The organism is Amycolatopsis sp. TNS106 (assembly GCF_019330265.1).
Classification (GTDB): domain Bacteria; phylum Actinomycetota; class Actinomycetes; order Mycobacteriales; family Pseudonocardiaceae; genus Amycolatopsis; species Amycolatopsis lurida.
The window spans coordinates 288,395-309,795 of the sequence record NZ_CP024972.1 but is presented as its reverse complement, the minus strand read 5'-3'; the positions used below and the strand labels follow the sequence as shown (position 1 = coordinate 309,795).

Here is a 21,401-nt window from a genome sequence, read left to right as displayed (position 1 = left end):
CGGACTTTCCCTATGCTGGACGCCAGGTCGCCGCGCAATGACCACAATGGACACCTCGCGCGGTCGCCGAGGGGAAGACCGAACCCGCCGTGAATGCTTCGTTCGCCGTATCCGACGCGGTGAAGGACGCCTTCGTCAAGGCCGGGCACGAGTTGCAACGAGGGGTGAGCCGGATGCCGAGCGTCGCGAAAGCCACTCGCCACGGCCAGAACAGGAGAACTTCATGAGCGCCACCCGTGTTCCTCTCCCCGGCCGGGCAGGATCCGTGCACTGGCCGGTGGTCGTACTGTGTTTCCTGGCGATTCTCCTGGACGGCTTCGACACCGCGGCGCTCTCGCTGGCGATCCCCACGATGGCCGCCGAATGGGGGGTCACGCCCGCCGCGTTCACCCTCGCCGTCGTGCTGACCAACATCGGCGTGGTGTTCGGCTATCTGTCGGCGGGTTATCTCGGCGCACGCATACCGGGACGGCGGCTGCTGATCGGAGCCGTCCTGCTCTTCGGCGTGGCCACCGTGGCCACGGCGGCCACCCTCCACCTCGAGTCGGCCGCGCTGCTTTCGGTGACCCGCCTGGTGACCGGCGTGGGACTCGGCGTGGTGGTGCCCGCCGGTGTCGGCCTTGCCACGAAACACAGCGCCGAGAATCGCCGGGAGCAGGTCTCCATCGCGGTGGCCCTCGGCCTGGGGGCGGGCGCCGGGCTGGGCGGGCTCCTCGGCGGGCGCCTGCTGGACTTCGTGGGCACCGACGGCGTCTTCTACGTGGCGGGGATCGTCCCGCTGATCTTCGCGGCCCTGCTGGCCTGGCTCCTGCCCGCCGAGGGGACCGCGGTCCCGGCGACGGCCGGCACCAGGAACGACGCGAAGATCGGCAAGCTCTTCGAACCGGGTCTGCGCCTGCCCACCACCCTGATCTGGGCCTTCTCCTTCCTCGTCTTCATCACCTCCTACGTCCTGATCTCGTGGATTCCCACCTTGCTCACCGGCTACGGCTTCTCGCCGTCCAAGGCGCCGATCGGGCTCGCGTTCCTCACCCTCGGCGGGATCGTCGGCGGCCTGGTGCTGCTGCCGCTCGCCGGACGGCTGGGGATCGCCCGCGCGCTGATCCTGATGCCCACCATCGGCGGGGTGTTCATGATCATCGTGGCGAAGGCGTCCCTCGGCGACACCGTGCTGCTCCTGTGCCTCGCGGGCGTGGGCGTCGGCGTGGTGTCGGCTCAGATCGGCCAGCTGGCCCTCGCGGTGGCGACCTATCCGCCCGGTCCCCGGACCACCGGCGTCGGCTGGGCGGCCGCGCTGGGGCGGCTCGGTTCGATCGTCGGACCGGGAATCGCCGGGGTCCTCATCGGGCAGGCCTTGGCGACGCGCGACATCCTCGTGGCGGCCACGGTGCCGCTCCTCTTCGCCGTCGTATGCGCGTTCATGCTGTCGCGGGTGAAGTCGAAAGCCCGCGTCCTGCCCGCCCCGGAGACCCCGATGGTGCTGGAAAAAACGCCGTAGGACTCAGTCGGCCGCGAGGATTTCGGCCAGCCGAAGGGTGTCCTGGAGGTAGCGCTCGTAAGGAAAACCTGCCGCGATGAGCCCTTCGCGCAACTCGTCGTAAAGCGGCTTTCCCGCGGCATGGAAGGCTTTCCGGCCGGCATCGGTGAGCCGGACCAGCCTGCGGCGCGCGTGCTCGGGGTCGACGGTGATCCGCACCAGACCGTCGGCTTCGAGCGGCCGCAAGGCCCGGCTGATCGCCGGGTCGGAGACCGACAGCGCCTGAGCGAGCCGGTGCTGCGTCGCCGGCTCGATGTCCTCGAGCGTGCCCAGAAGCCGTATCTGGCTGTAGGTCAAACCATCGGGGTCGTCGGCGCGCCGACGGGCCGCTTCGCCCATCAGCATGACCACCCGGTGCAGCAGGTCCGCGAGTCCGTCGTCCACGGCCTCACCCTACCATTAGTGTTGACGGGTTAATATTAACCAGGTAAGACTGAAGTCATGAACTACTTCGCCCAATCCGCCTTCCCCCTGGTCTGGGTGGTCGTGCCCGCTGCCGGAGCCTTCCTCCGCGCCCGCCACGCGACGTCGTCTCAGGAGCGGCTCGAAATCTGGCAGCGCTGGTGGGCCATCGGCGCCTTCGGCTTCGGCAGCCTGTGGATGACGGTCGCTTTCCTCGCCTTTCCGGACGTCATGGCCACCGCGATCGGTTTCGAGCGGACGCCGTTCCTGTTCGAGATCGCCTTCGCCAACCTCGCACTGGCCGTCCTGGGCTTCCGGGCCGCCTCGGCCTCCGCGCGCGAACGCCTCACCATCGGCATCGCCGGCGGGATGTTCCTCTGGGGCGCCGCGATCGGCCACGTCTACCAATGGTTCGCCAACGGTGATCACGCCCCCGGCAACACCGGCGGAGTCCTCGTCACCGACGTCCTGCTCCCGGCGGTCATGATCGTCCTGGCCCTGCGATCGCGGCGCCTCGCCGCGAAGATCGCCGCCTGAGGCCCTCACCATGACGACACAGACCGGCCACGCGATCGGAAAGGCCGCCGAGCGGCTCAGCATCTTCGCCGACGCGGTGATCGCGATCGCGCTCACCTTGCTGGCGCTGGATCTCCCGGTTCCCCACGGCGACACCACCGACGCCATGCTGGGCTCGATTTCGGCCCACGGCAAGGAATACATCGCCTTCGCGCTCAGCTTCGCGGTGATCTCCGCGCACTGGCGCGCGCACCACGAGATCTTCCCCTACGTCCGCTCACTGAACGGCCGCCTGATCAGCCTCACCCTGGCCTGGCTGTTCATGCAGGTCCTGATGCCGTTCGCGACGCGGGTCATCACCGCCGAGGGAGCCTTCCCGCTCCGGTTCAGCGTGTACGCCATGGTGCAGGTCCTGGCCTCCGCGTCGTTCGCGCTGATCATCCGGGAGATCCGGCGCGGACACCTGTACGGGACCGGCGGGCCGCCGAAGGTGTTCGCCCAAAGCCTGACGCGCAGCGTCTGCCTGGCCGCGGTGTTCGGGATCTCCGTGCCCGTCTCGTTCCTGACGAACGGCACCGCCGCCTACCTGTGCTGGCTCGCGGCGCCTGTCGCGCTCGCCGTCGCCCGCCGCGTCCAGGACCACCGGCCGCCCGCCACCTGAGCGGCCGGATCGGGTCAGCGCAGGGCCGCCAGGACGTAGTCGTCTCCGGACTGCCATACGGGCGCCACTTCCGCGAAGCCCGCTTCCCGGAGCAGCCTGGTGTGTTCCTGCGGGCTCAGCCGGTTGCCGTAGCCGGTCGAGATGCCGCGCAGCTCGTCGACCGTGAACCGCTCCCGCAGCGCGGGATCGGCGGCGACCGCGGCCCACCAGGCCTTCCATTCCTCGTTGGCGCCGACCCCGGCACGGGCCGCCCGCCGGTTCTTGACCACCTCGGTGAGTTCGCGGATGGCCGGTCGTTCGTCATAGAGGTGGTCGCCGTTGACGAGCGCTCCGCCCTCCCTCAACGCTTCGGCGAGGTCACGGTAGACCTCGGCGAGCCGCTCGGGACGCAGCCAGTGCAACGCGGTCGTCGAGACCGCGGCGTCGACCGGCCCCCACTTCAGCCAGCCGCGCTCGGCGAGGTCGGCTTGGAGGTATTCGATGTCCGCCTGTCGCGGCCGGGTGGCCTTGGCGAGAGCGAGCAGGAACGGGTCGTTGTCGACGCCGATGACCCGTGCGCGCGGCAGCCGCCCGGCGAGCCTCGTGGCCAGTGATCCCGGGCCGCAGCCGAGGTCCAGCACCAGCGGAGCGGCGACGTCACGGCATACGTGCTCGACGACGTCGATCAGTACGGCGAAGCGTTCTTCGCGGTCGGCGACGTAGCGTTCCTGCTGGATGTCCCACCGGCGTACCCAGTCCGCCGCGAGCTTCTCGTCCACCGGCTCTCCTTCGTGATCTTGATCCTGTGTAGCACAGCCCGGTCATGGGTTACCGTGGGCGCCACAACGCAAGAAGTGCCCGTCGGGGGAAGCCGGTGTGAATCCGGCGCTGACCCGCAACCGTGATCGGCCCGGGAAGACGTCCCCGTGCCGAGAGCCGGACTGCCCGCCGGGTACCGCCAGCCCCAACTGTCGTGGAGTACGGAGCGGGGTCCCGTTCACGTGCGGCCGCGCGCCCGGGACAGTGCTCGATGTCCCGGAGGTTCCTATGACGCGTCATCCGCTCACCCGCCGGCGGCTCCTCGCCCTGGCCGCTCTCACGCCGTTGGCCGCGTGCGGGACCGCGCAGCCGGACACGGGCCGGCTGAGGGTCGCGTTCGCCGCGGGCGGCTCGAAGGAGACCCTGGACCCGGCTCAGGTCTCCCTTTTCGTCGACCAAGCACGAGCCAAAGCGCTCTTCGACACGCTGGTCGCCTACAACGCCGACACCTCGTTGCGGCCGCGGCTGGCCGAATCCTGGGAGAGCGACGATTCCGGCACGCGCTGGCGGATCCGGCTGCGGCGGGCGGCCTTCCACGACGGCCGTCCGGTCACGGCGGACGACGTGCTCTACACCTTCCGGCGGATCGCCGATCCCGCACTGGCTTCCTCGTCACGGCAGTACTTCGCGAAGGTGGACTTCGGCCGCAGCAAAGCGTTGTCCCCCAACGAAATCGAGCTGACGCTGACCGCTCCCGACTTCGAGTTCCCCTCAGGCTGGGGTGCTCCCGGTGCGGAGATCGTGCCCGCCGGGACGACGGACTTCACGGCGCCGGTCGGCTCCGGTCCGTTCCGGTTCGTCTCGTTCACCCCCGGCGGCCCGGCGGTGTTCCGCAAGAACGAGTCCCATTGGGACGGCGCACCGGGCATCGACGAGCTGGAATTCGTACCGGTCAACGAAGAAGCCGCCCGCGTCAACGCCTTGCTGTCCGGGCAGGTCGGCTACGCCCACGATCTCGCGGCCGGTACCGCGGCCCGCTTGACCGGTGACGGGCGCGTCTCGGTGCTCGAAGCCAAGGGAACCACGATGCAGGGCATGATCCTGCGCGTGACGCGGCCGCCGTTCGCCGACCCGAGGCTGGTGCGCGCCGTACTGTCCGGAGTGGACAGAGAGGCACTGAACCGGGTCGCACTGGCCGGCCGCGGCGAGATCGGCAACGACCTGTTCGGCAAAGGACTCCGCGGGTACGCCACCGGCATCCCCCAGCGCGGCCGCGATGTGGAGGCGGCCCGCTCACTGGTCCGGGAGGCGGGTGCGGAGGGGCTGGCCTTCGCCGTCGAAACCAGCGACGTCGACCCGGGTTTCGCCACCGCTGCCACGCTGATTTCCCAGCAGCTCGGGGAAATCGGGCTGAAGGTCACCCCGAACACGCGCGGGTCGAGCACCTATTTCAGCGAGATCAAGACCAAGGGGGTCGCCGCGCTCACCCGCACGGCGACCCTGCCGGTACCGGCGTTCCTCAACCAGCGCTTCCGGACCGGCGGTTCGAACAACGTCAACGGCTTCGCCTCGCCGGAGTTCGACGCCCTCATGGATCGGGCCGCGGCCACCGCGGACGAAGGTGCCCGGCTGGCGCTGTTCGGGGACGCCCAGCGGATCGTGCACGAATCCGGGGGCCTGCTCGCCTGGGGGTTCAGCACTTGGACGATCGGCGTGGCGAAGCGGGTGTCCGGATTGGTGACCGCGCCGCCGAACACCTTCGACTGGGCGAGGTTCGACCGCGCCCGGCTCGCCTGACGTGCCGGGTTACGCCACCCGGCGGCTGGGCTTCGCCGTCCTGCAGGCGATGTTCGTGCTGGTCGCGACGTTCGCCGTGACCGCGTTGCTTCCCGGCGACGCGGCGTCGGTCGTGCTCGGCGAGCAGGCCACCGACGACCAGGTGGCGACCGTGCGCCACCGGCTCGGCCTCGACCAGCCACTCCTCGACCGGTTCGGGCACTGGTTTTCGGGGCTGCTCACCGGGGATCTCGGCCGGTCGCTCGTGACCGGCGCCCCGGTGACCGACGAGATCGCCCGCCGCTTCGCCACCACCGCCATGCTCGCCGGGGTGACCCTGCTCGTGCTCGTACCGCTCGCGCTGGGCGTCGGCGTGACCTGCGGACTGCGCGAAGGGTCACGGATCGACCGGGTGCTCACCGCGGTCACGCTGTTCCTGCACGCGATCCCCGAGTTCGTCCTCGGTCTGCTCCTGGTCGCCGGATTCGCCGTCTACACCGGATTGCTCCCGGCGACCGCGGCCGGGACGGAGCCTGCCGCGCACCCCGAGGTGCTGGTGCTGCCGGTGATCGTGCTGGTGGCCCGGCAGCTGTGCGACGTCGCCCGGCAGCTCCGGATCGGGATCGCCGAGCAGACCCGGGGCCAGGTGGCCGGGCATCTGCGCCTGCTCGGCCTGCCCGAACGCACCGTGGTGCTGCGTCATCTCCTTCCCGCCGCCGCGGCGCCCGCCGTGCAGCAGCTCGCCCGCGCCGTCGAGGGACTGCTGACCGGCACGGTGATCGTCGAGTCCCTGTTCGCGATCACCGGACTCGGCACGGGTTTCGTCGAAGCCGTGCAGAACCGGGACATCCCGCAGGTGCAGGGATACGTGCTGATGTTCGCCGGCGTGGTCGTGCTCGGGAACCTGGTCGCCGACCTCGTCGCGCATCGGCTCACGCCACAGCGGGAGCCTGCCTCGTGGTGAAGCGGACGTTCGGGTGGTCCCTGCTCGCGGTGCCGCTGGTGCTCGCGATGGCCGGGCCGATGATCGCGGGCCCCGTCGAGTCCGTCGGAGCGCCGTGGCAGGTGCCGGACGCCGCTCATCCACTCGGCACCGACGTCCTCGGCCGCGACGCGCTCACGGTGGTCCTCGCGGGCGGGTTCCCCGTGATCGGCATGACGGCCGCCGCGCTCGTGCTCGCCTACCTGATCGGGGTGCCGCTCGGTCTCGTCGCGGCCGGGCGCGGACGCCTGGCCGACGAAACCGTGATGCGGTCCCTCGATCTCGTGCTGGCCTTCCCGTCGCTGCTGGTGCTCATGGTGCTCGCCGCGACCGGGCATCGTGGGCCCGGCGTGCTCATTCCCGTCGTCGCCGTCCTCCAGTTGCCCGCGATCACCCGGGTGGTGCGGGCCGCGGCCTTGGCGCCTGGCTGCCGGACCGCCGTGGAAGCCCTTACCCTGCAAGGACAACCGTGGTGGCGGATCCAGTTCGGGTATGTCGCCCGGCACCTCGCCGGCCCCGTCGCGACCGACGCGGGCACGCGGCTCGGCGTGGTGCTCTATCTGCTGGCGTCGGCGAACTTCCTCGGGCTCGGCCTGCCCGCCGATTCGCCGGACTGGGCCGTGGTCATCGAACGCAACAGCGAAGCCCTCTACACCTCGCCCGCGGTGGTCCTCGTTCCCGCCGCGCTGCTGATGGCGTTGTGCGTCGGCACGAACCTCGTCACCGACCGGCTGCTCGCCGCCCGGCGGGTGATCGCGTGACCGTCCTGGAGATCACCGGACTGTCCGCCCACGCCGGGGAAACCGTTCTGCTCGACGACGTTTCCCTGTCCCTCGAACCGGGCCGGGTACTCGTCGTGCTCGGCGCGTCCGGCACGGGAAAGACCACTCTGGGGCTCGCCGCGACCGGACAGGCCCGCCCGGGGATCACGCTGTCCGGGTCGGTCGTGCTGGCGGGCTCCCCGCTGCTGGGCCGGACCGCTTCCGAACTGCGACAGGCCAGGGCCGGTGTCGCCGGCCACCTGCCGCAGCAACCGTCGGCGGTGCTGGACCCGGTCCGCCGCTGCGGGCCGGTGCTGGCCGAACTCGCCGCCCTCCGCCACCGCGGCCGTGCCGCGCGGCTGGCGGCGGCCCGGACCGCGCTGGCGGAATCGGGACTCGACCAGGCTTTGTGGCGTCGCTTTCCGCACCAGTTGTCCGGCGGGCAGCAGCAGCGCATGGCCCTCGCCACCACCCTCGTGAACCGGCCCCGGGTACTGGTTCTCGACGAACCGACCAGTGGTCTCGACGCGGAGAACAGGGCCGTGCTCACCACCCGGCTCGCGGAGCTTTCCCGCGCCGGGACGGCGTTGCTGATCCTGACCCACGACCTCACGCTGGCCCGGGCACTGGACGGCGACGTCGCCGAACTCCGCGATCACCGCCTGGTGCCGTCGGCGACGGTTCCCGAACCCGTTCTCGTCGACGGCCCGCCGCCCCCGTCGCCGTCCTCACCGGTGCTCGTCGTTCGCGGGCTCACCGTGCGCGCGGGGCGGACGACGCTCGTCGAGGACTTCGACCTGGAGCTGGCGGCGGGCAGCCGGACCACGCTCGCCGGCGCCTCGGGCGCGGGAAAGACGACGCTCGCCCGCGCGCTCGCCGGCTTGACCCCACCGAGCGCGGGCACGATCGAAATCGACGGCGTCCGGCTCCCCCGCCTCGCCCGTCGTCGCACTCGCGCGCACCTGCGCGCGGTCCAGTACGTCCATCAGGACAGCCGCGCGTCCTTCGACGAATTCCGCGACGTGCTCGACCAGGTGGCCGACACCGCCCGTCTCCTTCGCGGGCTCAGCCGCGCGGACGCCCGGCTCGAAGCGACGGAGACCCTGCGCTCCCTCGGCATCGAAGCGGCCGACCGGCGTCCCGGCCTGCTCTCCGGCGGCCAGCTCCAGCGCTGTGCCGTGGCCCGCGCGCTCCTCGCCCGGCCCAAGGTGCTGATCTGCGACGAAGTGACCTCGGCGCTCGACGCGGCCAACCGCACGCGGCTGCTGGAGGTCCTCGCCACCGCGGCGGAGCGATATGACACCGCGCTGCTCATGATCAGCCACGAGGACACCTCGGCACCGCTCACGATCACGATGCGGGCGGTGCCCGGGTCACCGGAGTGACCGTCGATCGGTCCGACTGTCCACAAGAGACTTTTGAGGGTCCCGTTCCGCCACGGTTTCGCACCTGTCGGGCGGTGTCGCGAAAGCCACTTTCGGGACATCAGACGTCGCGAAAGTGGCTTTCGCGACACACCACCCGGCAGCACACCCCAAGACAAGTGTCCTCTGTGGACACTATGGCGAAGACCCGCCGGATCAGCGATATCCCGGCACTTTCTCCCGGCGTGACCGGAAAGCCCAGCCCACGAGGCCCGGATTCCCCGGAAGCGACCACTGACCGCCAGGCCATTCGACGGCCGACGGGCGCCAGCCGAACAAGGTCTTCCTGAAGAGCAGCTCGACCTCCCCCTCGACCAGTGCTCGCAGCAACGTCGTGAACTCCTCGATGTCTTCCGACGAGTCGACTTCGAACGCGTCCAGATCGTCGAGGAACAGTTCCCCGACGCCCCCGGTCGTGCGCAGCAACAGGCGCGGCGCGCCCGGGACGGCAGGTTCGACCCGGACGACCGTCTCGGCGTCACCATGGTCGACGCTGACCGAGACCAGCCGGCTCTCCATCAGCCGCTGGTACGCGGTGCCGAGCGAATCCACGAGCCGGTCGGCTGAGGGCAGGCTCATCGTCGTCCTTCGGTCGCGCGGTAGCAGGACGACCCTTTGCGCCAGAGCGGAAAAGCGCAGGCAGGCGCCTCGTCAGCCGACGTGAATGCCCGGGCGGAGCGCCGGATCGCGTTCGCTGGTGCGGATGATCTCGCGGACGACCGGGGCGGTGTCGCCACGGCCGAGGATCAGGTAGCGGAAAAGATGCCCGAGCGGATTGCCCTCACTCCACTCGAAATGGCATTGGGGCCGCACGCCGGTGGTGTCGCGCAGGGCGAGCAGGATGGCGGCGATCGCGTTCGGGGCGGCGGGGCTTTCCGCGCGGAGCACCCGGAATCCCTCGATCTCGACACCGCGGACCTTCAGCACGTCGCTGAAGCCGGACGGGTCGATCACGTCGATTTCCAGGAACAGGACGTCGGCGGCGCCCGGTACCGGGTTCAGGCCGCGCTGTTCGGCTTCCTTCGCCCGGTATTCGTCGGCGTCCCCGGCCTGGCGCCGGTTCGCGATGACGGTGAGCGCGCCGTCGTGCGCGATCGACTCGGTGACGAACCGGCGGGCGGGCTCGTCGAACTCGATGTGGTCCACCCGCAGTTCCGTGGTGCGGGTGACCCGCGAGATCAGCGACACCACGATGATCCCGAGAATGAAGAACGCGGAGATGGTGAGCCCGTCGGGCTTCTCGATGACGTTCTCCACCAAGGCGTAGATCAGGATGAGGGTCAGCACGGCGAACGCGATCGCCGCCTTGCGCTGCCGTTTCTTCGCCGCAGAGATGGCCACCGCGACCGACGCCGACACCATCATCGCGAGGATCCCGGTGGCGTACGCCCCGGCCTGGGCGTTGACGTCGGCGTTGAAGATGATCGTGACCAGGACGCAGATCGCGGTGTAGACCAGCACCACCGGCCGGACCGCCCGCGCCCAGTCCGGCGCCATCCCGTACGCGGGCAGGTAGCGCGGCACGATGTTGATCAGGCCGGCCATCGCCGACGCACCGGCGAACCACAGGATCAGGATGCTGCTGATGTCGTAGGCCGTGCCGACCCACTCGCCCAGCAACTCGTGCGCGAGGTACGCCAGCGCACGGCCGTTCGCCTCTCCGCCAGGCTGGAACTTCTCGGCCGGGATCAGGACCGTGGTGACGAAGCTGGTCGCGATCAGGTACACCGACATGATCAGCGCGGCGGCGGTGAGCAGCTTGCGCGTGTTGCGGATCCGGTTCGCCATCCGCTGCTCCGCGTTCTCACCCTTGGCCGCCACCAGCGGCATCATGCTCACGCCGGTCTCGAAACCCGACAAACCGAGCACCAGCAGGGGGAACGCCAGGATCGCCGGGCCGATGACACCGCCGAAACCGCCTCCTCCGGAGGTGAGCGCGTCCAGCCAGCGGTCGAACGCGGCGGGGTCGGCGATCACCTCGCCGATCCCGGCGACCACGACCACCGCGTTGAGCACCAGGAAGATCGCGACCAGCGGGATCGCGACGCCGACCGCCTCGCTGAACCCGAGCAGGAAGACCCCGCCGAGGATCAGCAGCAGGACGACCGTGATCAGCACCTCGTGCCCGTGCAGGAACGACGGGGTGATCGGATTCTCCAGCGCGTGCACGGTGGCGTCCGCCGACGACAGCGTGATCGTGATGATCCACGACGTCGCGACGAAACCCAGTAGTACCAAGACGAAGATCTTGCCGCGCCAGAACGGCAACAGGGTCTCCAGCATCGCGACCGAACCCTGACCGTGCGGGCTCTCCTTCGCCACCCGCCGGTACATCGGCAGCATGCCCAGCAACGTCAACGCCACGATCAGCAGCGTCGCCAGCGGCGAAAGCGCGCCCGCCGCCAACGCGGCGATCCCGGGCAGATACGACAACGTGGAGAAGTAGTCCACGCCGGTGAGGCACATGACCTTCCACCACGACTGCGGGGTGGCATGCTCCTCGTGGCTTTCCGGACCCACCGGCTGGACCCGGTGCTCCATCAGCCACCGGCCGACCTTGCCCGAGGGCGCCGCCTGCCGGACCGGGCTCTCCACCCGCTCCGGAACAGCATGCTCCGGTACCTCGGTCATTCCGTGTCCTCCCCGAATCGCACGTACACCTCCCACGAGGCGAACCCGTCAGGCCATTCGTGATGGCCGCACACCGACGCGGACACTAACGATCCGGCGCTAAGAAACACCGCCCCGGCCGTAAAGAAAACGTAAGTGTCGCAAAGGACGTGCAGGCGCTGTCCGGTAAGCCTGGGCGCGAAGACCGCGAACAGGCTTACCGGACGCCGTCTAGTCCTCGCCCGCCATCCGGTAGACGCCGTCCTCCAGACGCCGGATCAGCCGGTCGGTCCATTCGACGCGATGTCCGGCGGTGTGCAGCCACAGCCCGACGACCTCGCCGACCGGGCCCCAGCTGTCGAGGTCGGCGTCCGGCGGCAGATGCGCGGTGATGCTCGCCTGCCACTGCCGCATCGCCTCGGCGCGCTGCCGGAGCAGGTCGATCGCCTCAGCGCGGGTCAGATCCTCGATGAGGCCCACCGCGGCGGCGAGCATGTCCAGCCGGGGATCGCGGCTGGCGAGTGCCTTGCGGAGCAAGGTGAAGTAGCTCTGTTCGCCCTTCGCGGTGATCTCGTATTCCATCCGCGGCGGGCCGCCCGCCTCGCTGGGAACGGTCTCGTGGAGAACGAGCAGGTCCTGTCCCGTCATGGCCTTGAGCGCGTGGTAGACCGAACCCGAGGTCGCCGTCGCCCATTCGTGCGCTCCCCACGATTCCAGGTCGGAACGAACCTGGTAACCATGAGCGCGGCCCCGCCGCCGGACCGCGCCCAGAACCAACATGCGAACCGTCGACACGGGATCAGCCCGGCGTGTCCGTGCTGAGCCACCACAACGTCCCGAACGGGTCGACGAAGCCGCCCATCCGGCTGCCGTCGTCCTGCGCCGCGATCGGCGTGGCCGGCTTCGCGCCCGCCTCGACCGCCCGCGCGAAGACGTCTTCGGGATCCGGCACGGTGGCCCACAACTGGACGTGCACCGGGTCCGACGGAGACTTCAGGCAGCGCATCCCTCCGGCCCCGGAGTCGGCGAAGAACACCACACCGGTCCCGATCCGCGCTTCGGCGTGCACCATCCGCTCCGGATCCTCCGGCAGCGGAATCACGTTCGACACCTCGGCCTTGAACGCCGCTTCCAAGAACCGCCTATAAGCCTTCGCGTTGTCCACCATCACATAGGGCGTGACCGACATCAGCATCTCCCCACTAGCCAAGTTTAGCTACTTGAACGCTAGCCCAGGTAGCCGAATTTGGCTAGTGAGGCCGGAGGCGAACGGCCGGATTCGCCGGACGTTTAGGCTGTGGGCGAGGAGCAAGAGTCGAGGAGTGCATGAATCCGCTGCATGAGGGCATCCGGTCACGATGAATCCGACCACGGCGGCCGCGGGCACCGACCCCTTCGTTCATCCCGCGCTGTTCTACCGCGGGCAGGACGACTACCTGGCGGGCACGGTTCCCTTCATCCGGCAAGGCCTGGACGGCGGTGAACCCGTCGCGGTCTCGGTACCGGGCCCCAACCTGGAGTTGCTACGGGCCGCACTGGGCAAGGACGCCGAGCGGGTCCGGCTGCTGGACATGACCGTGGAAGGCCGCAATCCCGGCCGGATCATCCCCGGCGTCCTCCGCGCGTTCGCCGACGATCACCCCGCTCAGCGCGTCCGCATCATCGGCGAACCCATCTGGGCCGGACGGTCCGAGCTGGAATATCCGGCCTGCGCACAGCACGAGGCACTGATCAATCCGGCGTTCACCGGCCGCGAAGTCACCATCCTCTGCCCCTACGACGTCACCCGCCTCGACGCCCGCGCACTGACCGACGCCGAAGCCACCCACCCACTCCTGATCGACTCCACCGGCGAGCGCATCAGCACCGGCTACGACCCCGACCGCATCATCAACGGCTACAACACCCCACTGCCGGATCCCGCCCCGGCCGGGCCCGCCGCGTACGCCACTCTCGACGCCGTCACCGGCGACGCCGTCTCCCTGGCCGAAGCTCGTGCGATGGCCCGCGGTCAGGCAATGCGGGCCGGGCTCACCGACGATCGGGTGGGGGACGTCGAACTCGTGGTCACCGAGCTCCTCGCCAACAGCGTGGACCACGGCGGCGGGCAAGGACGGCTCAGCGTCTGGACGGAGACCGGCACTCTGGTCTGCGAAGTCCGCGACACCGGCCACTTGACCGATCCGCTGGCCGGACGGCGGCCCGCCTCCGCGGGGCAGCTCCGTGGCCGCGGACTCCTGCTGATCAACCACCTGGCCGACCTCGTACGCCTCCACACCGGGCCTCAGGGCACCACCGTTCGCGCCTGTTTCGCCACCGCATAGCGCCGGCGGGCCCGGTCAGGCCACCGTCACCGTCGCGGCCACCGGCGGCTCCTGCCCCGTAGGGATCAGGCACCCGTAGTAGATCGGCTGGCCGAACATGCGAAGGCCGAGCGTGATCGTGCCCGGCGTCGTGAAGGCGACCTGCTCGGTACCCTCGACGTACCAGTGTTCACCGACCGCAATCGCCGTCGGGTTGCCCAGCCGGTTTACCTTGAACTCACCGCTGCCCGCACCGCCCATCTTGATGACCCCGATGCCCATGATCGCTCCCGCGCCCAGGGGCCGGCCCGTCCAGGCCTTGACGTCCCTGACCCTGAGGAAGACCGGCACGGGCACCCCGCGCGTGACGGTGGCGGGCACGGTGATCGTCACGTTCACCGTCCGGCCGATATCGGAACCGTTGACATAGCAGGTCTGGGTGACCGTGTCGGCCGAGGCGGTACCCGCCGCCACGGTCAAGCCGAACCCGGTGGCCACCGCGACGGCGACGGCAGCGATCTTGCGACGAAACACAGGGACCCCATTTCCGGTGACTATCCCTTGAGGGGTAAGGCACCCGTGGCGTGTTGCGAGCGGACTGCCCACCAGACCCGTTTGCCTTACCCCTCGACAAGATCCCGCACCCGACGCGAGCGAGGCGTCTTCCCGAGTGCGAGCGTCGACGACCATCGGAATGACCGCTATGGCCGAGAACGCGCGGCCGGTCGGCGCACCTCCCGCCGGAAAGCGGCAGGGATCAGGTGCGCAGGTCCCTGCGGTGATAGCCGAGGACTCCGAGCGCCACCAGTGCTCCGGTGACGAGCAGCAGGAGAACGGTCGCGGTCCAGTCGGGTGCCTCTTCGGGCACGGCGGCCAGGTGGGAGTACGGGGAGAAGTAGGTGAGCCACTCGGGCGCGTGAGTGCTCTGCAGGATCACGGTGAGCAGAAAGCCGCCCGCGACCGGGAGCGCCCCCACCGCCGCGACCGCGCGCGGGGCCCAGCCGAGCGCGAGAGCGGCGGCACCGAGCGAGAGCATCGCGACCGGCGCGACGTTCCCCGCTCCGGCCAGTGCCGCCGTGAACGACAGCGGAGCATCCGCGACGGTCGCTCCGCACCAGATCATCGATCCCGCGACGGCCAGCAGGCCCAGCACACCCAGCCCCGTGACCAGGAGTTCGGTGAGCACGAAGCGATGCCGTGAAAGGGGCAGAGCCAGCAGCGGGGTCAGCCGCCGATCGGTCTCGGCCGCGGCGAAGGCGGCGATCCGCGTCGCGGCGTAGAGGCCGGCCGGAATCGTGAGGAGACTGAACATCGACGCCGCGAATCCCTCGGCGGTGCCGAGGCCACCGAAGCCCGCGGCCGATGCCAGTTCCGCGAACCTCGGGTTCTCCCGCAGGAAACGCAGAACCGACGCGATGAGGACTCCGACGAGCAGGAAGTAGGCCCCGATCGCCAGCGACCAGGCCGCGGTGGGGCGAATGGCGCGCCGGACGGCGAAGCCGGTGACCGATCCCAGCAGCCGCACCCTCGGCCGCCGCCGGCCGCTTGAAGCGTTCAGCACTCCCCTGCCGACGTCCCGGCGCGAGCAGGCGAGCACCGCCGCGGTGGTGAGCAGCACCGGGAACACGGCGAGGACGAGCAATGGGGTGATCCTGTCGTCCGCGTAGGGCGCGGCCAAGGCGGTCAACCCGAACGGGGTGCCCCACGACGCCCAGGACAGCGCGCCGACACCGTCGGCGAGCATGCGCAGGAACAAGCCGCCGCCGAGCGCCGCGACAGCGAGCCCGGTGGCGGCGGAGCGGGCGGACACGAGCTGCGCGGCGAGGACGCCCGCCGCGGCGAAGGTCATGGTCACGCCGAAAAGACCCGCGGCGTGGACGAGCGCCCCCGCGGGACGGGTACCGGTGACCAGAAGTGCCAGTGCCACCGCCGCGGCGATCGCGGCCGCCGCCGCGCCGAGGACGACCACGACCCGCCTGAGCTGATCGACCGCGCGCAGCCTGCCCGCGAGCAGCAGATCAGCGCGGCCGGTGTCCTCCTCGCCGCGGGTGAGCCGGGTGGCGGTCAGCAACGCCCACACCCCGGTCAGGATCTGGACGGGTGTACCTGTGCGCCAGACGGTGAAACCGCCCGGATCGTCCAGCGCGACCGGCGGCCCGAACAGAATCCGGATGGCCGGGTTCTCCGCCAGCGCCCGCAGCGCCGCACCGTTGAGCTCACCGGCGAAGGTCGCTTGATACTGGCCTGCCACGACAGCCGACATCCCCGCGGCCGCGAGGCCGACGAACAACGCCCCTCGCCGGGTCTGCCGGGCGAAGTGCCGCATGACCGCTCCGCCCGTGCTCGCGATCTCCCGTTCCGATCGCGACCTCGTCGTTTTCACCGGTGTCGTGGTCATCGCGCGGTCTCGCCGTAGTAGTCGAGGAAGATCTCCTCGAGCGTCGGTTCCCGCATCGTGAGCATGGTGACCTCGGCGGCGGCGAGCGCCCGCAAGGCCGGACCCGGCGGCCCGGACAGGGTGAACCGCAGGCGGCCCTCGCCCGGCCGCTCGATCTCCATCACCCCTGGAACGTCCACAAGGGACGGTTCCGGCCCGCGATGGCCGATCTCCACCGAAGTGCGGTGCAGACGCCGCAACTCGGTGATCCCCGAGATCTCCACCAGCCGTCCGGCCCGGAGTATCCCGACCCGGTCGCAGACGGCTTCGACCTCGGCAAGCTGATGAGAAGAAAGGAACACCGTCTGCCCGCGCTCTCGCGCCTCGGCCACGCATCGCCGGAAAACCTGTTCCATCAACGGATCGAGCCCGCTGGTCGGCTCGTCCAGCACGAGCAACGACGCCCGACCGGCGAAGGCGGCGACCAGCGCGACCTTCTGGCGGTTGCCGGTCGAGTACGTCTTGGCGGGCTTTCCGAGATCCAACTCGAAGCGGCGCACGAGTTCGGTGCGATAGACCGGATCGACGCCCGGCCCGACCCTGGCCAGCAATTCGAGGATCTCGCCGCCGGTCAGCTCCGGCCACAACGCGACATCGCCCGGCACGTAGCCCAGCAGGCGATGCGCCCGCCGGACATCGGCGGCGGGAACACCGAACACCGACGCGGTACCCGCGGACGGGCGGATCAGGCCGAGCAACAGCCGGATGGTGGTGGACTTTCCCGCGCCGTTCGGGCCGAGGAAGCCGAAAACCTCGCCGGGAGGCACGGTCAGCGAAAGATCGTCGACGGCGAGCGTGCGGCCGAACCGTTTGGTCAAGCCGTCGACGCGGACCGCTGGGGGACGTGACGGGGCGGCGGAAGACATGGGAAGCCTTTCGTGGTCGGCGAATTCCGTTGCCGACCAGACTTCCCGGCGCTCCTGCGGGAAATGTACTCCCGCCGGGACGCCCGCACCAGGGAATTCGTCAGGCGGTCTTCAGCCGCGCCACGCCGGCACCGCCCGCTCTCCGGCACGAGATCAACCGAGGCCTCGCAGAGCCGTTGCGATTTCCGCGTCGGTGAGGCGCCGAGGGCCGACGTAGTAGAGCACTGATCCGGCCGGGAGATCGCCGTCCCACGAAGGATTGACCACCAGATCGTCGTCGGTCCGGGCGGCCAGCACCGTGGCACCGAAAGCGCGGCCCAGTGCGATCCGGCATTTCTCGGTGCTCAGCCGCCCCAGCGACTCGGGCAGGCTCACCGAGTACGTCCCCGCCCCGCCCGCCGTCATCAGCTCGGAGTAGACCTCGGTGATTCCCGGGGAGGTCAGTTCTTCCGTGACCATCCGCGGCGTGTGCCACTGCACGCACTTGATCCGCGGATCCACGTAGCGGACGAGCTCGGCCTTCTCCATGTCCCGCAACGTCACCACGACATGCGCCGACCGGTTCGCGTGGTCGACGGTCACCGCGACGGCCAGTGCCTCGTTGTCGTCGCCCATGTCGACCAGGATGGTGCTCGCCGCCCCGACCGCGGCCCTGGCGAGCACGTCGGCCGCGGTCGGCTCACCACGGACGAAGTCCACCGGCTGCGACGGCATGGGGTGGATCTGCACTTCGTCGCTCGCGCACAGGACGAGCCCCGTCACGCCGTCGGCGACGAGTTGCCCGACGATGCGCTCGGTGCGGCCTGCCGTGTAGCCGATCAGGAGCGTGTGCCCGCTCGCCCGCACGGCTTCCATCCCCTGCATCCGCCGTCCCTTCGCCTGTTCGAGCCTCGAAGCGAGCTTGGTGAACACCGTGGTGAGCGTCGCGATCCCGCCGATGATGACATAGGCCCCGACGAAATGCCCCGCGTTGGTCTCCGGCGAGAAGTCGCCGTATCCGACCGTCGCGGCCGTGACCACGAAATACCACCAGTAATTCCCCGGCTGGACGAGCTCACTTCCCGCGGGTTCGGCCAGCACCATCAGCGGCCAGCTGGTCCCGAAGACGAAGACGACCACGACGATGGGAAGCAGCCAGCCCTGCTGCATCACCCAGCGAGCCAGCAGCCGCGCCAAGACGAACGACACCCCCGCCTCCTCACCGGCAGCGACCGCGAGCTCACTCGAACCCACTCCGCCCGACCGCGGATTCCGTTACCAGACCACACCGGCCCCAGCGGCGCAACGGACGTTACCGGACCGCTACGGCGGATATCGCCAGGAAGAAGCCTGTGTCTGAAAAGGACTGTCCATTGGCGACCGGCTGCCCCGGGGCTTCGATCCTTCAGGCCATGGTCGTGATCGCCGGGTCAAGGCAGAGCGGCCCGGGTGTCGTCGAGTTCGGCGAGCAGGTCACCGTATTCGCCGACGCGGTCGAGCACGTCGTCGGCGGTGAACACCAGCTGTGTCGCGCGGCGGCAGGCGTGGACCTCGTCCCAGGTGACGGGGGCCGAGACGGTGGGACGGTCGCGGCCGCGCAGCGAGTACGGCGCCACCGTGGTCTTGGCGGGGTTGTTCTGTGACCAGTCGATGAACACCCGCCCGGTCCGCTGTGCTTTGGCCATCACGGCGGTCACCCGGTCCGGTGTCTCGCGGGCCAGGCGCTGGGCGAGTTTCCTGGCATAGGCCGACGGAGCCGCGGGATCGCCGGTGGTGACGGCGCAGTAGAGCTGCATGCCCTTCGAGCCGGATGTCTTCGCCAGCGGGGAAAGCCCGTCTTCCGTCAGCACGTCGTACAGCCGTTCGGCGACGCGGCAGCAGTGCACGATCGAGGTTCCCGGGCCGGGGTCGAGATCGAACACCAGGCGGTCCGGCGGACGGCGGGTGCCGTCGTCGGCGACAGTCCATTGTGGAACGTGGAGTTCGAGCGCGGCCATGTTCGCCGACCACACCACGGCGGCCAGTTCGTCCAGCAACGCGTACGTGATCGGCTCCCCCGGCCCACGGGTGCCGCCGCGCGCGATCCGGACGGTCGGCAACCACCCTGGGGCGCCGTGCGGGACGTTCTTTTCGAAGAACTGGTCACCGCCGACCCCGTCGGGGAACCGGATGAACGTCACCGGGCGGCAGGCCAGATGAGGCAGCAGGACCGGCGCGATCCGGGAGTAGTAGTCGATGACCTCGCCCTTGGTGAACCCGTCCGGGTACAGGACCTTGTCCAGGTTGGAGAGGGTCAGCCGCCGCTCACCGGCCTGTACGGTGATCTTCGTTCCGCTCGTCGGCGACGCCACGGCGGTCTTCACTCGGTCGTCCCGGGAAGGCGCCTCGGTTCGAGGCGCGGCGGCGGAAGCCACTTCCCGGCGCGGTGCCAGGATCTCGGCGGGATGTCTGTCCTCTCGCAGCCCACGCCACGAGGTGTGCCGCAGGCGGCCCGCGCCGCGGGTGAACTGCCGGAACACCACCTCGCCCACCAGGACCGGTTTCACCCAGCGCGCCCGCGCGGTGTCGGCCCGGGGCGGCGCCACGGCGAACGGTGGCCGTTTCCGCTCCAGTGCGTCGAGCCGGGCCTGCAGGCGGCCGCGTTCGGCCTCGGTGAACCCGGTGCCGACGTCACCGAGGTAGACCAGGTCGCCGGTGTCCGGGTCGTGGGCGCCCAGCAACAGCCCGCCCATTCTTCCGTGCAACCGTCCCTGCCCCGGCCGGTAACCGCAGACGATCACCTCGGTCGTCTGGATCAGCGGGTGTTTCGCCCAGGCGTCGCTGCGGCGGCCAGGGGTGTAGGCGGCGGTGCGAAGCTTCGCGATCAGACCTTCGTGACCACTGGCCTTCACATGCTCGAGCAGATGCCGCGGAGTCCGGCGGTCGGCGGCGAGGTCGGTGAAGGTGAACCCGCGCACCACTTCCACCCGGTAGGGGTCCGGCATCGGAAGTCGCGTCAGCCGACGGCGCCGTTCGTCGTACGGCTCGGCCAGCAAGGAGGTGCCGCCGAGCCGCAGCAGGTCGAAGGCCAGGAACCGGACCGGCACGTCCTCGAACGGCTCCTCGCGGCGAACAGAACTGCGATGGGTCTGATAGCGGCCGCGGCGCTCCTGCAACATCCCGAAGTCGATCTGGCCCGCGTCGTTGTAGACGACGACCTCACCGTCCAGCACGGCGCTCCGCCCGTCCAAGGCCTCGGTGAGGACCCCGGCGAGGTCCGGGAACTCGTCGGTGAAGTCGATCCCGTTACGACTGGTCAAGACCGTCGCGCCGTCGTCTGCCACCCTCATGCACGCCCGGTAGCCGTCGAGCTTGTACTCGTACGCCCACTCCGGCCCCGCACGCAGCCGGCCGCCATCCGGCTTGGCCAGCATCGGCTCCACCCAGCCGGGGGTATTCGCTTCGTCCCGGCCGTCTGCCGACTTCCGCGCCATCACGAGCTCCTGTCACCGAGCCGACCGGGACGAACACACTCGTCCGGCCGCCTGTCACGACGGTAACCCGAACGGCCTAACCACGCTCGCTATCGGCAGGGGACCACTGCACCACCCGCGAAGGATGATCTTCCCCTCGGATCGTTTCGCCGCCGGTCCACCGGGTACGGCCTGTGGGAGTCGCCAACCCCGGAGGAGGAAGCCGTGAACGGCCATGAAGCCGCCCCCGCCCCACTGCCCGCCGAGGCCGAACCGCCGAGGTGCGCGAACAGGGCGTGGCGGCGCACGTACGCCGGCTCGACCTGACAGAGCTGCCCGGCGCGGCGAGTGTCATCGACGCCTTCGCCGAGGACCTCGGCGGAATCGACGTCCTGGTCAACTGCGCCCAGCGCGCGGCGCGGCAGATGGTCGACGCCGCGCACGGCGGCCGGATCATCACCATCACCAGCGTCCACGAGCACGTTCCCCGCGTGGGCGCGGCACCGTACTGCGCGGCGAAGGCGGGCGCGGGCGCGCTCACCCAGGTGCTGGCTTTGGAACTGGCGGAACACGGGATCACGGTGAACTCCGTCGCGCCCGGCGAGATCTCCACCCCGATGACCGGGCAGACCGACGCGGACCCTCGCGAGCAGGAACGGCCCGGTATCCCCCTCGGCCGGACCGGGCACGCCGCGGAGGTCGCGGCGGCGGTGGCGTTCCTCGCACGGCCCGCCGCCGGTTACATCACCGGCGCGTCACTCGTCGTGGACGGCGGCCTGATGTTGATGGGCGCCCAGGCGGGGACCGCGTACCCCGCTCACGACTGGCGCTCGCCATGACCCGTTCCTCGCGCCGGCGGCCAAGGCGAGCAAGAGCGCCCCGGCCGCGGTCAGCGCGAAACCGGCCACCGTCCACCACGACCACCAGGTGAAGCAGGCCACGACGGGCCCAACGGCG

20 protein-coding genes and 1 riboswitch are annotated in these 21,401 nt (G+C 70.1%); of the genes, 9 read left to right on the top strand and 11 right to left on the bottom strand.

Features of this window, described 5'->3' with window-relative positions; all coding sequences use genetic code 11:
- Positions 1–223 precede the first annotated feature (223 nt).
- Entirely contained in the window at positions 224–1,498 is a 1,275-nt protein-coding gene (locus CVV72_RS01515; protein ID WP_219150673.1) for an MFS transporter, read from the top strand.
- A gap of 3 nt (positions 1,499–1,501) precedes the next feature.
- On the opposite strand, the gene CVV72_RS01510 is transcribed toward CVV72_RS01515, so the two are convergent.
- Positions 1,502–1,921, bottom strand: coding sequence for a MarR family winged helix-turn-helix transcriptional regulator (locus CVV72_RS01510; protein WP_255632452.1), 420 nt, complete (start codon positions 1,919–1,921; stop codon positions 1,502–1,504).
- Between the two features lie 57 nt (positions 1,922–1,978).
- Here CVV72_RS01510 and CVV72_RS01505 point away from each other — a divergent pair, with 57 nt between their 5' ends.
- On the top strand, positions 1,979–2,476 hold the full coding sequence (locus CVV72_RS01505) for a DUF6790 family protein (RefSeq protein WP_219150671.1): 498 nt from the start codon (positions 1,979–1,981) through the stop codon (positions 2,474–2,476).
- Positions 2,477–2,486: 10 nt separating this feature from the next.
- A complete protein-coding gene (locus CVV72_RS01500) occupies positions 2,487–3,116 on the top strand; it encodes a TMEM175 family protein (protein ID WP_219150669.1) in 630 nt (209 codons plus the stop codon).
- 14 nt (positions 3,117–3,130) lie between these two features.
- Here the strand turns inward: CVV72_RS01500 and CVV72_RS01495 are convergent, their stop codons facing one another.
- On the bottom strand, positions 3,131–3,874 hold the full coding sequence (locus CVV72_RS01495) for a trans-aconitate 2-methyltransferase (protein ID WP_219150666.1): 744 nt from the start codon (positions 3,872–3,874) through the stop codon (positions 3,131–3,133).
- Between the two features lie 85 nt (positions 3,875–3,959).
- Positions 3,960–4,042, top strand: a riboswitch (cobalamin riboswitch).
- 100 nt (positions 4,043–4,142) lie between these two features.
- On the opposite strand from CVV72_RS01495, the gene CVV72_RS01490 reads away from it, so the two are divergent.
- From CVV72_RS01490 to CVV72_RS01475, 4 genes are read left to right on the top strand one after another with little or no spacing between them, the layout of a single operon-like run.
- A complete protein-coding gene (locus CVV72_RS01490; RefSeq protein WP_219150664.1) occupies positions 4,143–5,651 on the top strand; it encodes an ABC transporter substrate-binding protein in 1,509 nt (502 codons plus the stop codon).
- A gap of 1 nt (position 5,652) precedes the next feature.
- Positions 5,653–6,594, top strand: a complete 942-nt coding sequence (locus tag CVV72_RS01485; protein WP_219150662.1) for an ABC transporter permease — start codon at positions 5,653–5,655, stop codon at positions 6,592–6,594.
- Positions 6,588–7,373 (top strand): ABC transporter permease, encoded by a 786-nt coding sequence (locus CVV72_RS01480; protein ID WP_219150660.1) that lies wholly within the window; start codon positions 6,588–6,590, stop codon positions 7,371–7,373. The genes CVV72_RS01485 and CVV72_RS01480 overlap by 7 nt, the downstream gene beginning before the upstream one ends.
- The gene (locus tag CVV72_RS01475) at positions 7,370–8,758 is read left to right on the top strand and encodes an ABC transporter ATP-binding protein (RefSeq protein WP_219150658.1); all 1,389 of its coding nucleotides are present in this window, start codon (positions 7,370–7,372) and stop codon (positions 8,756–8,758) included. The genes CVV72_RS01480 and CVV72_RS01475 overlap by 4 nt, the downstream gene beginning before the upstream one ends.
- A 195-nt stretch (positions 8,759–8,953) precedes the next feature.
- Here the strand turns inward: CVV72_RS01475 and CVV72_RS01470 are convergent, their stop codons facing one another.
- The 4 genes from CVV72_RS01470 to CVV72_RS01455 all read right to left on the bottom strand — a co-directional run bounded on the left by CVV72_RS01470 (position 8,954) and on the right by CVV72_RS01455 (position 12,596).
- Positions 8,954–9,376 (bottom strand): hypothetical protein, encoded by a 423-nt coding sequence (locus tag CVV72_RS01470; RefSeq protein WP_219150656.1) that lies wholly within the window; start codon positions 9,374–9,376, stop codon positions 8,954–8,956.
- 72 nt (positions 9,377–9,448) lie between these two features.
- The gene (locus CVV72_RS01465) at positions 9,449–11,428 is read right to left on the bottom strand and encodes an amino acid transporter (protein ID WP_219150654.1); all 1,980 of its coding nucleotides are present in this window, start codon (positions 11,426–11,428) and stop codon (positions 9,449–9,451) included.
- 210 nt (positions 11,429–11,638) lie between these two features.
- Positions 11,639–12,187 (bottom strand): PadR family transcriptional regulator, encoded by a 549-nt coding sequence (locus tag CVV72_RS01460; RefSeq protein WP_219150652.1) that lies wholly within the window; start codon positions 12,185–12,187, stop codon positions 11,639–11,641.
- Positions 12,188–12,206: 19 nt separating this feature from the next.
- Positions 12,207–12,596 carry a glyoxalase/bleomycin resistance/extradiol dioxygenase family protein gene (locus tag CVV72_RS01455; RefSeq protein WP_255632451.1) on the bottom strand — a complete coding sequence of 130 codons (390 nt, stop codon included), beginning with the start codon at positions 12,594–12,596 and terminating at the stop codon, positions 12,207–12,209.
- A gap of 169 nt (positions 12,597–12,765) precedes the next feature.
- On the opposite strand from CVV72_RS01455, the gene CVV72_RS01450 reads away from it, so the two are divergent.
- Positions 12,766–13,731: a sensor histidine kinase gene (locus CVV72_RS01450; RefSeq protein ID WP_219150650.1), complete on the top strand. Its 966-nt coding sequence runs from the start codon at positions 12,766–12,768 to the stop codon at positions 13,729–13,731.
- Between the two features lie 15 nt (positions 13,732–13,746).
- Here CVV72_RS01450 and CVV72_RS01445 read toward each other — a convergent pair whose 3' ends face one another.
- The 5 genes from CVV72_RS01445 to ligD form a co-directional block, all read right to left on the bottom strand.
- Positions 13,747–14,244: a hypothetical protein gene (locus tag CVV72_RS01445; RefSeq protein WP_219150647.1), complete on the bottom strand. Its 498-nt coding sequence runs from the start codon at positions 14,242–14,244 to the stop codon at positions 13,747–13,749.
- Positions 14,245–14,467: 223 nt separating this feature from the next.
- Positions 14,468–16,108: an ABC transporter permease gene (locus tag CVV72_RS01440; protein WP_219150645.1), complete on the bottom strand. Its 1,641-nt coding sequence runs from the start codon at positions 16,106–16,108 to the stop codon at positions 14,468–14,470.
- Positions 16,105–17,013, bottom strand: coding sequence for an ABC transporter ATP-binding protein (locus CVV72_RS01435; RefSeq protein WP_219150643.1), 909 nt, complete (start codon positions 17,011–17,013; stop codon positions 16,105–16,107). Before CVV72_RS01435 ends, CVV72_RS01440 begins: the two co-directional genes overlap by 4 nt.
- Positions 17,014–17,166: 153 nt before the next feature.
- Entirely contained in the window at positions 17,167–18,201 is a 1,035-nt protein-coding gene (locus CVV72_RS01430; RefSeq protein ID WP_219150641.1) for an ion channel, read from the bottom strand.
- 221 nt (positions 18,202–18,422) lie between these two features.
- The gene (gene ligD, locus CVV72_RS01425; protein WP_219150639.1) at positions 18,423–20,465 is read right to left on the bottom strand and encodes a DNA ligase D; all 2,043 of its coding nucleotides are present in this window, start codon (positions 20,463–20,465) and stop codon (positions 18,423–18,425) included.
- 275 nt (positions 20,466–20,740) lie between these two features.
- On the opposite strand from ligD, the gene CVV72_RS01420 reads away from it, so the two are divergent.
- Positions 20,741–21,283, top strand: a complete 543-nt coding sequence (locus CVV72_RS01420) for an SDR family oxidoreductase (protein ID WP_255632450.1) — start codon at positions 20,741–20,743, stop codon at positions 21,281–21,283.
- The last annotated feature ends 118 nt before the right edge of the window (positions 21,284–21,401 follow it).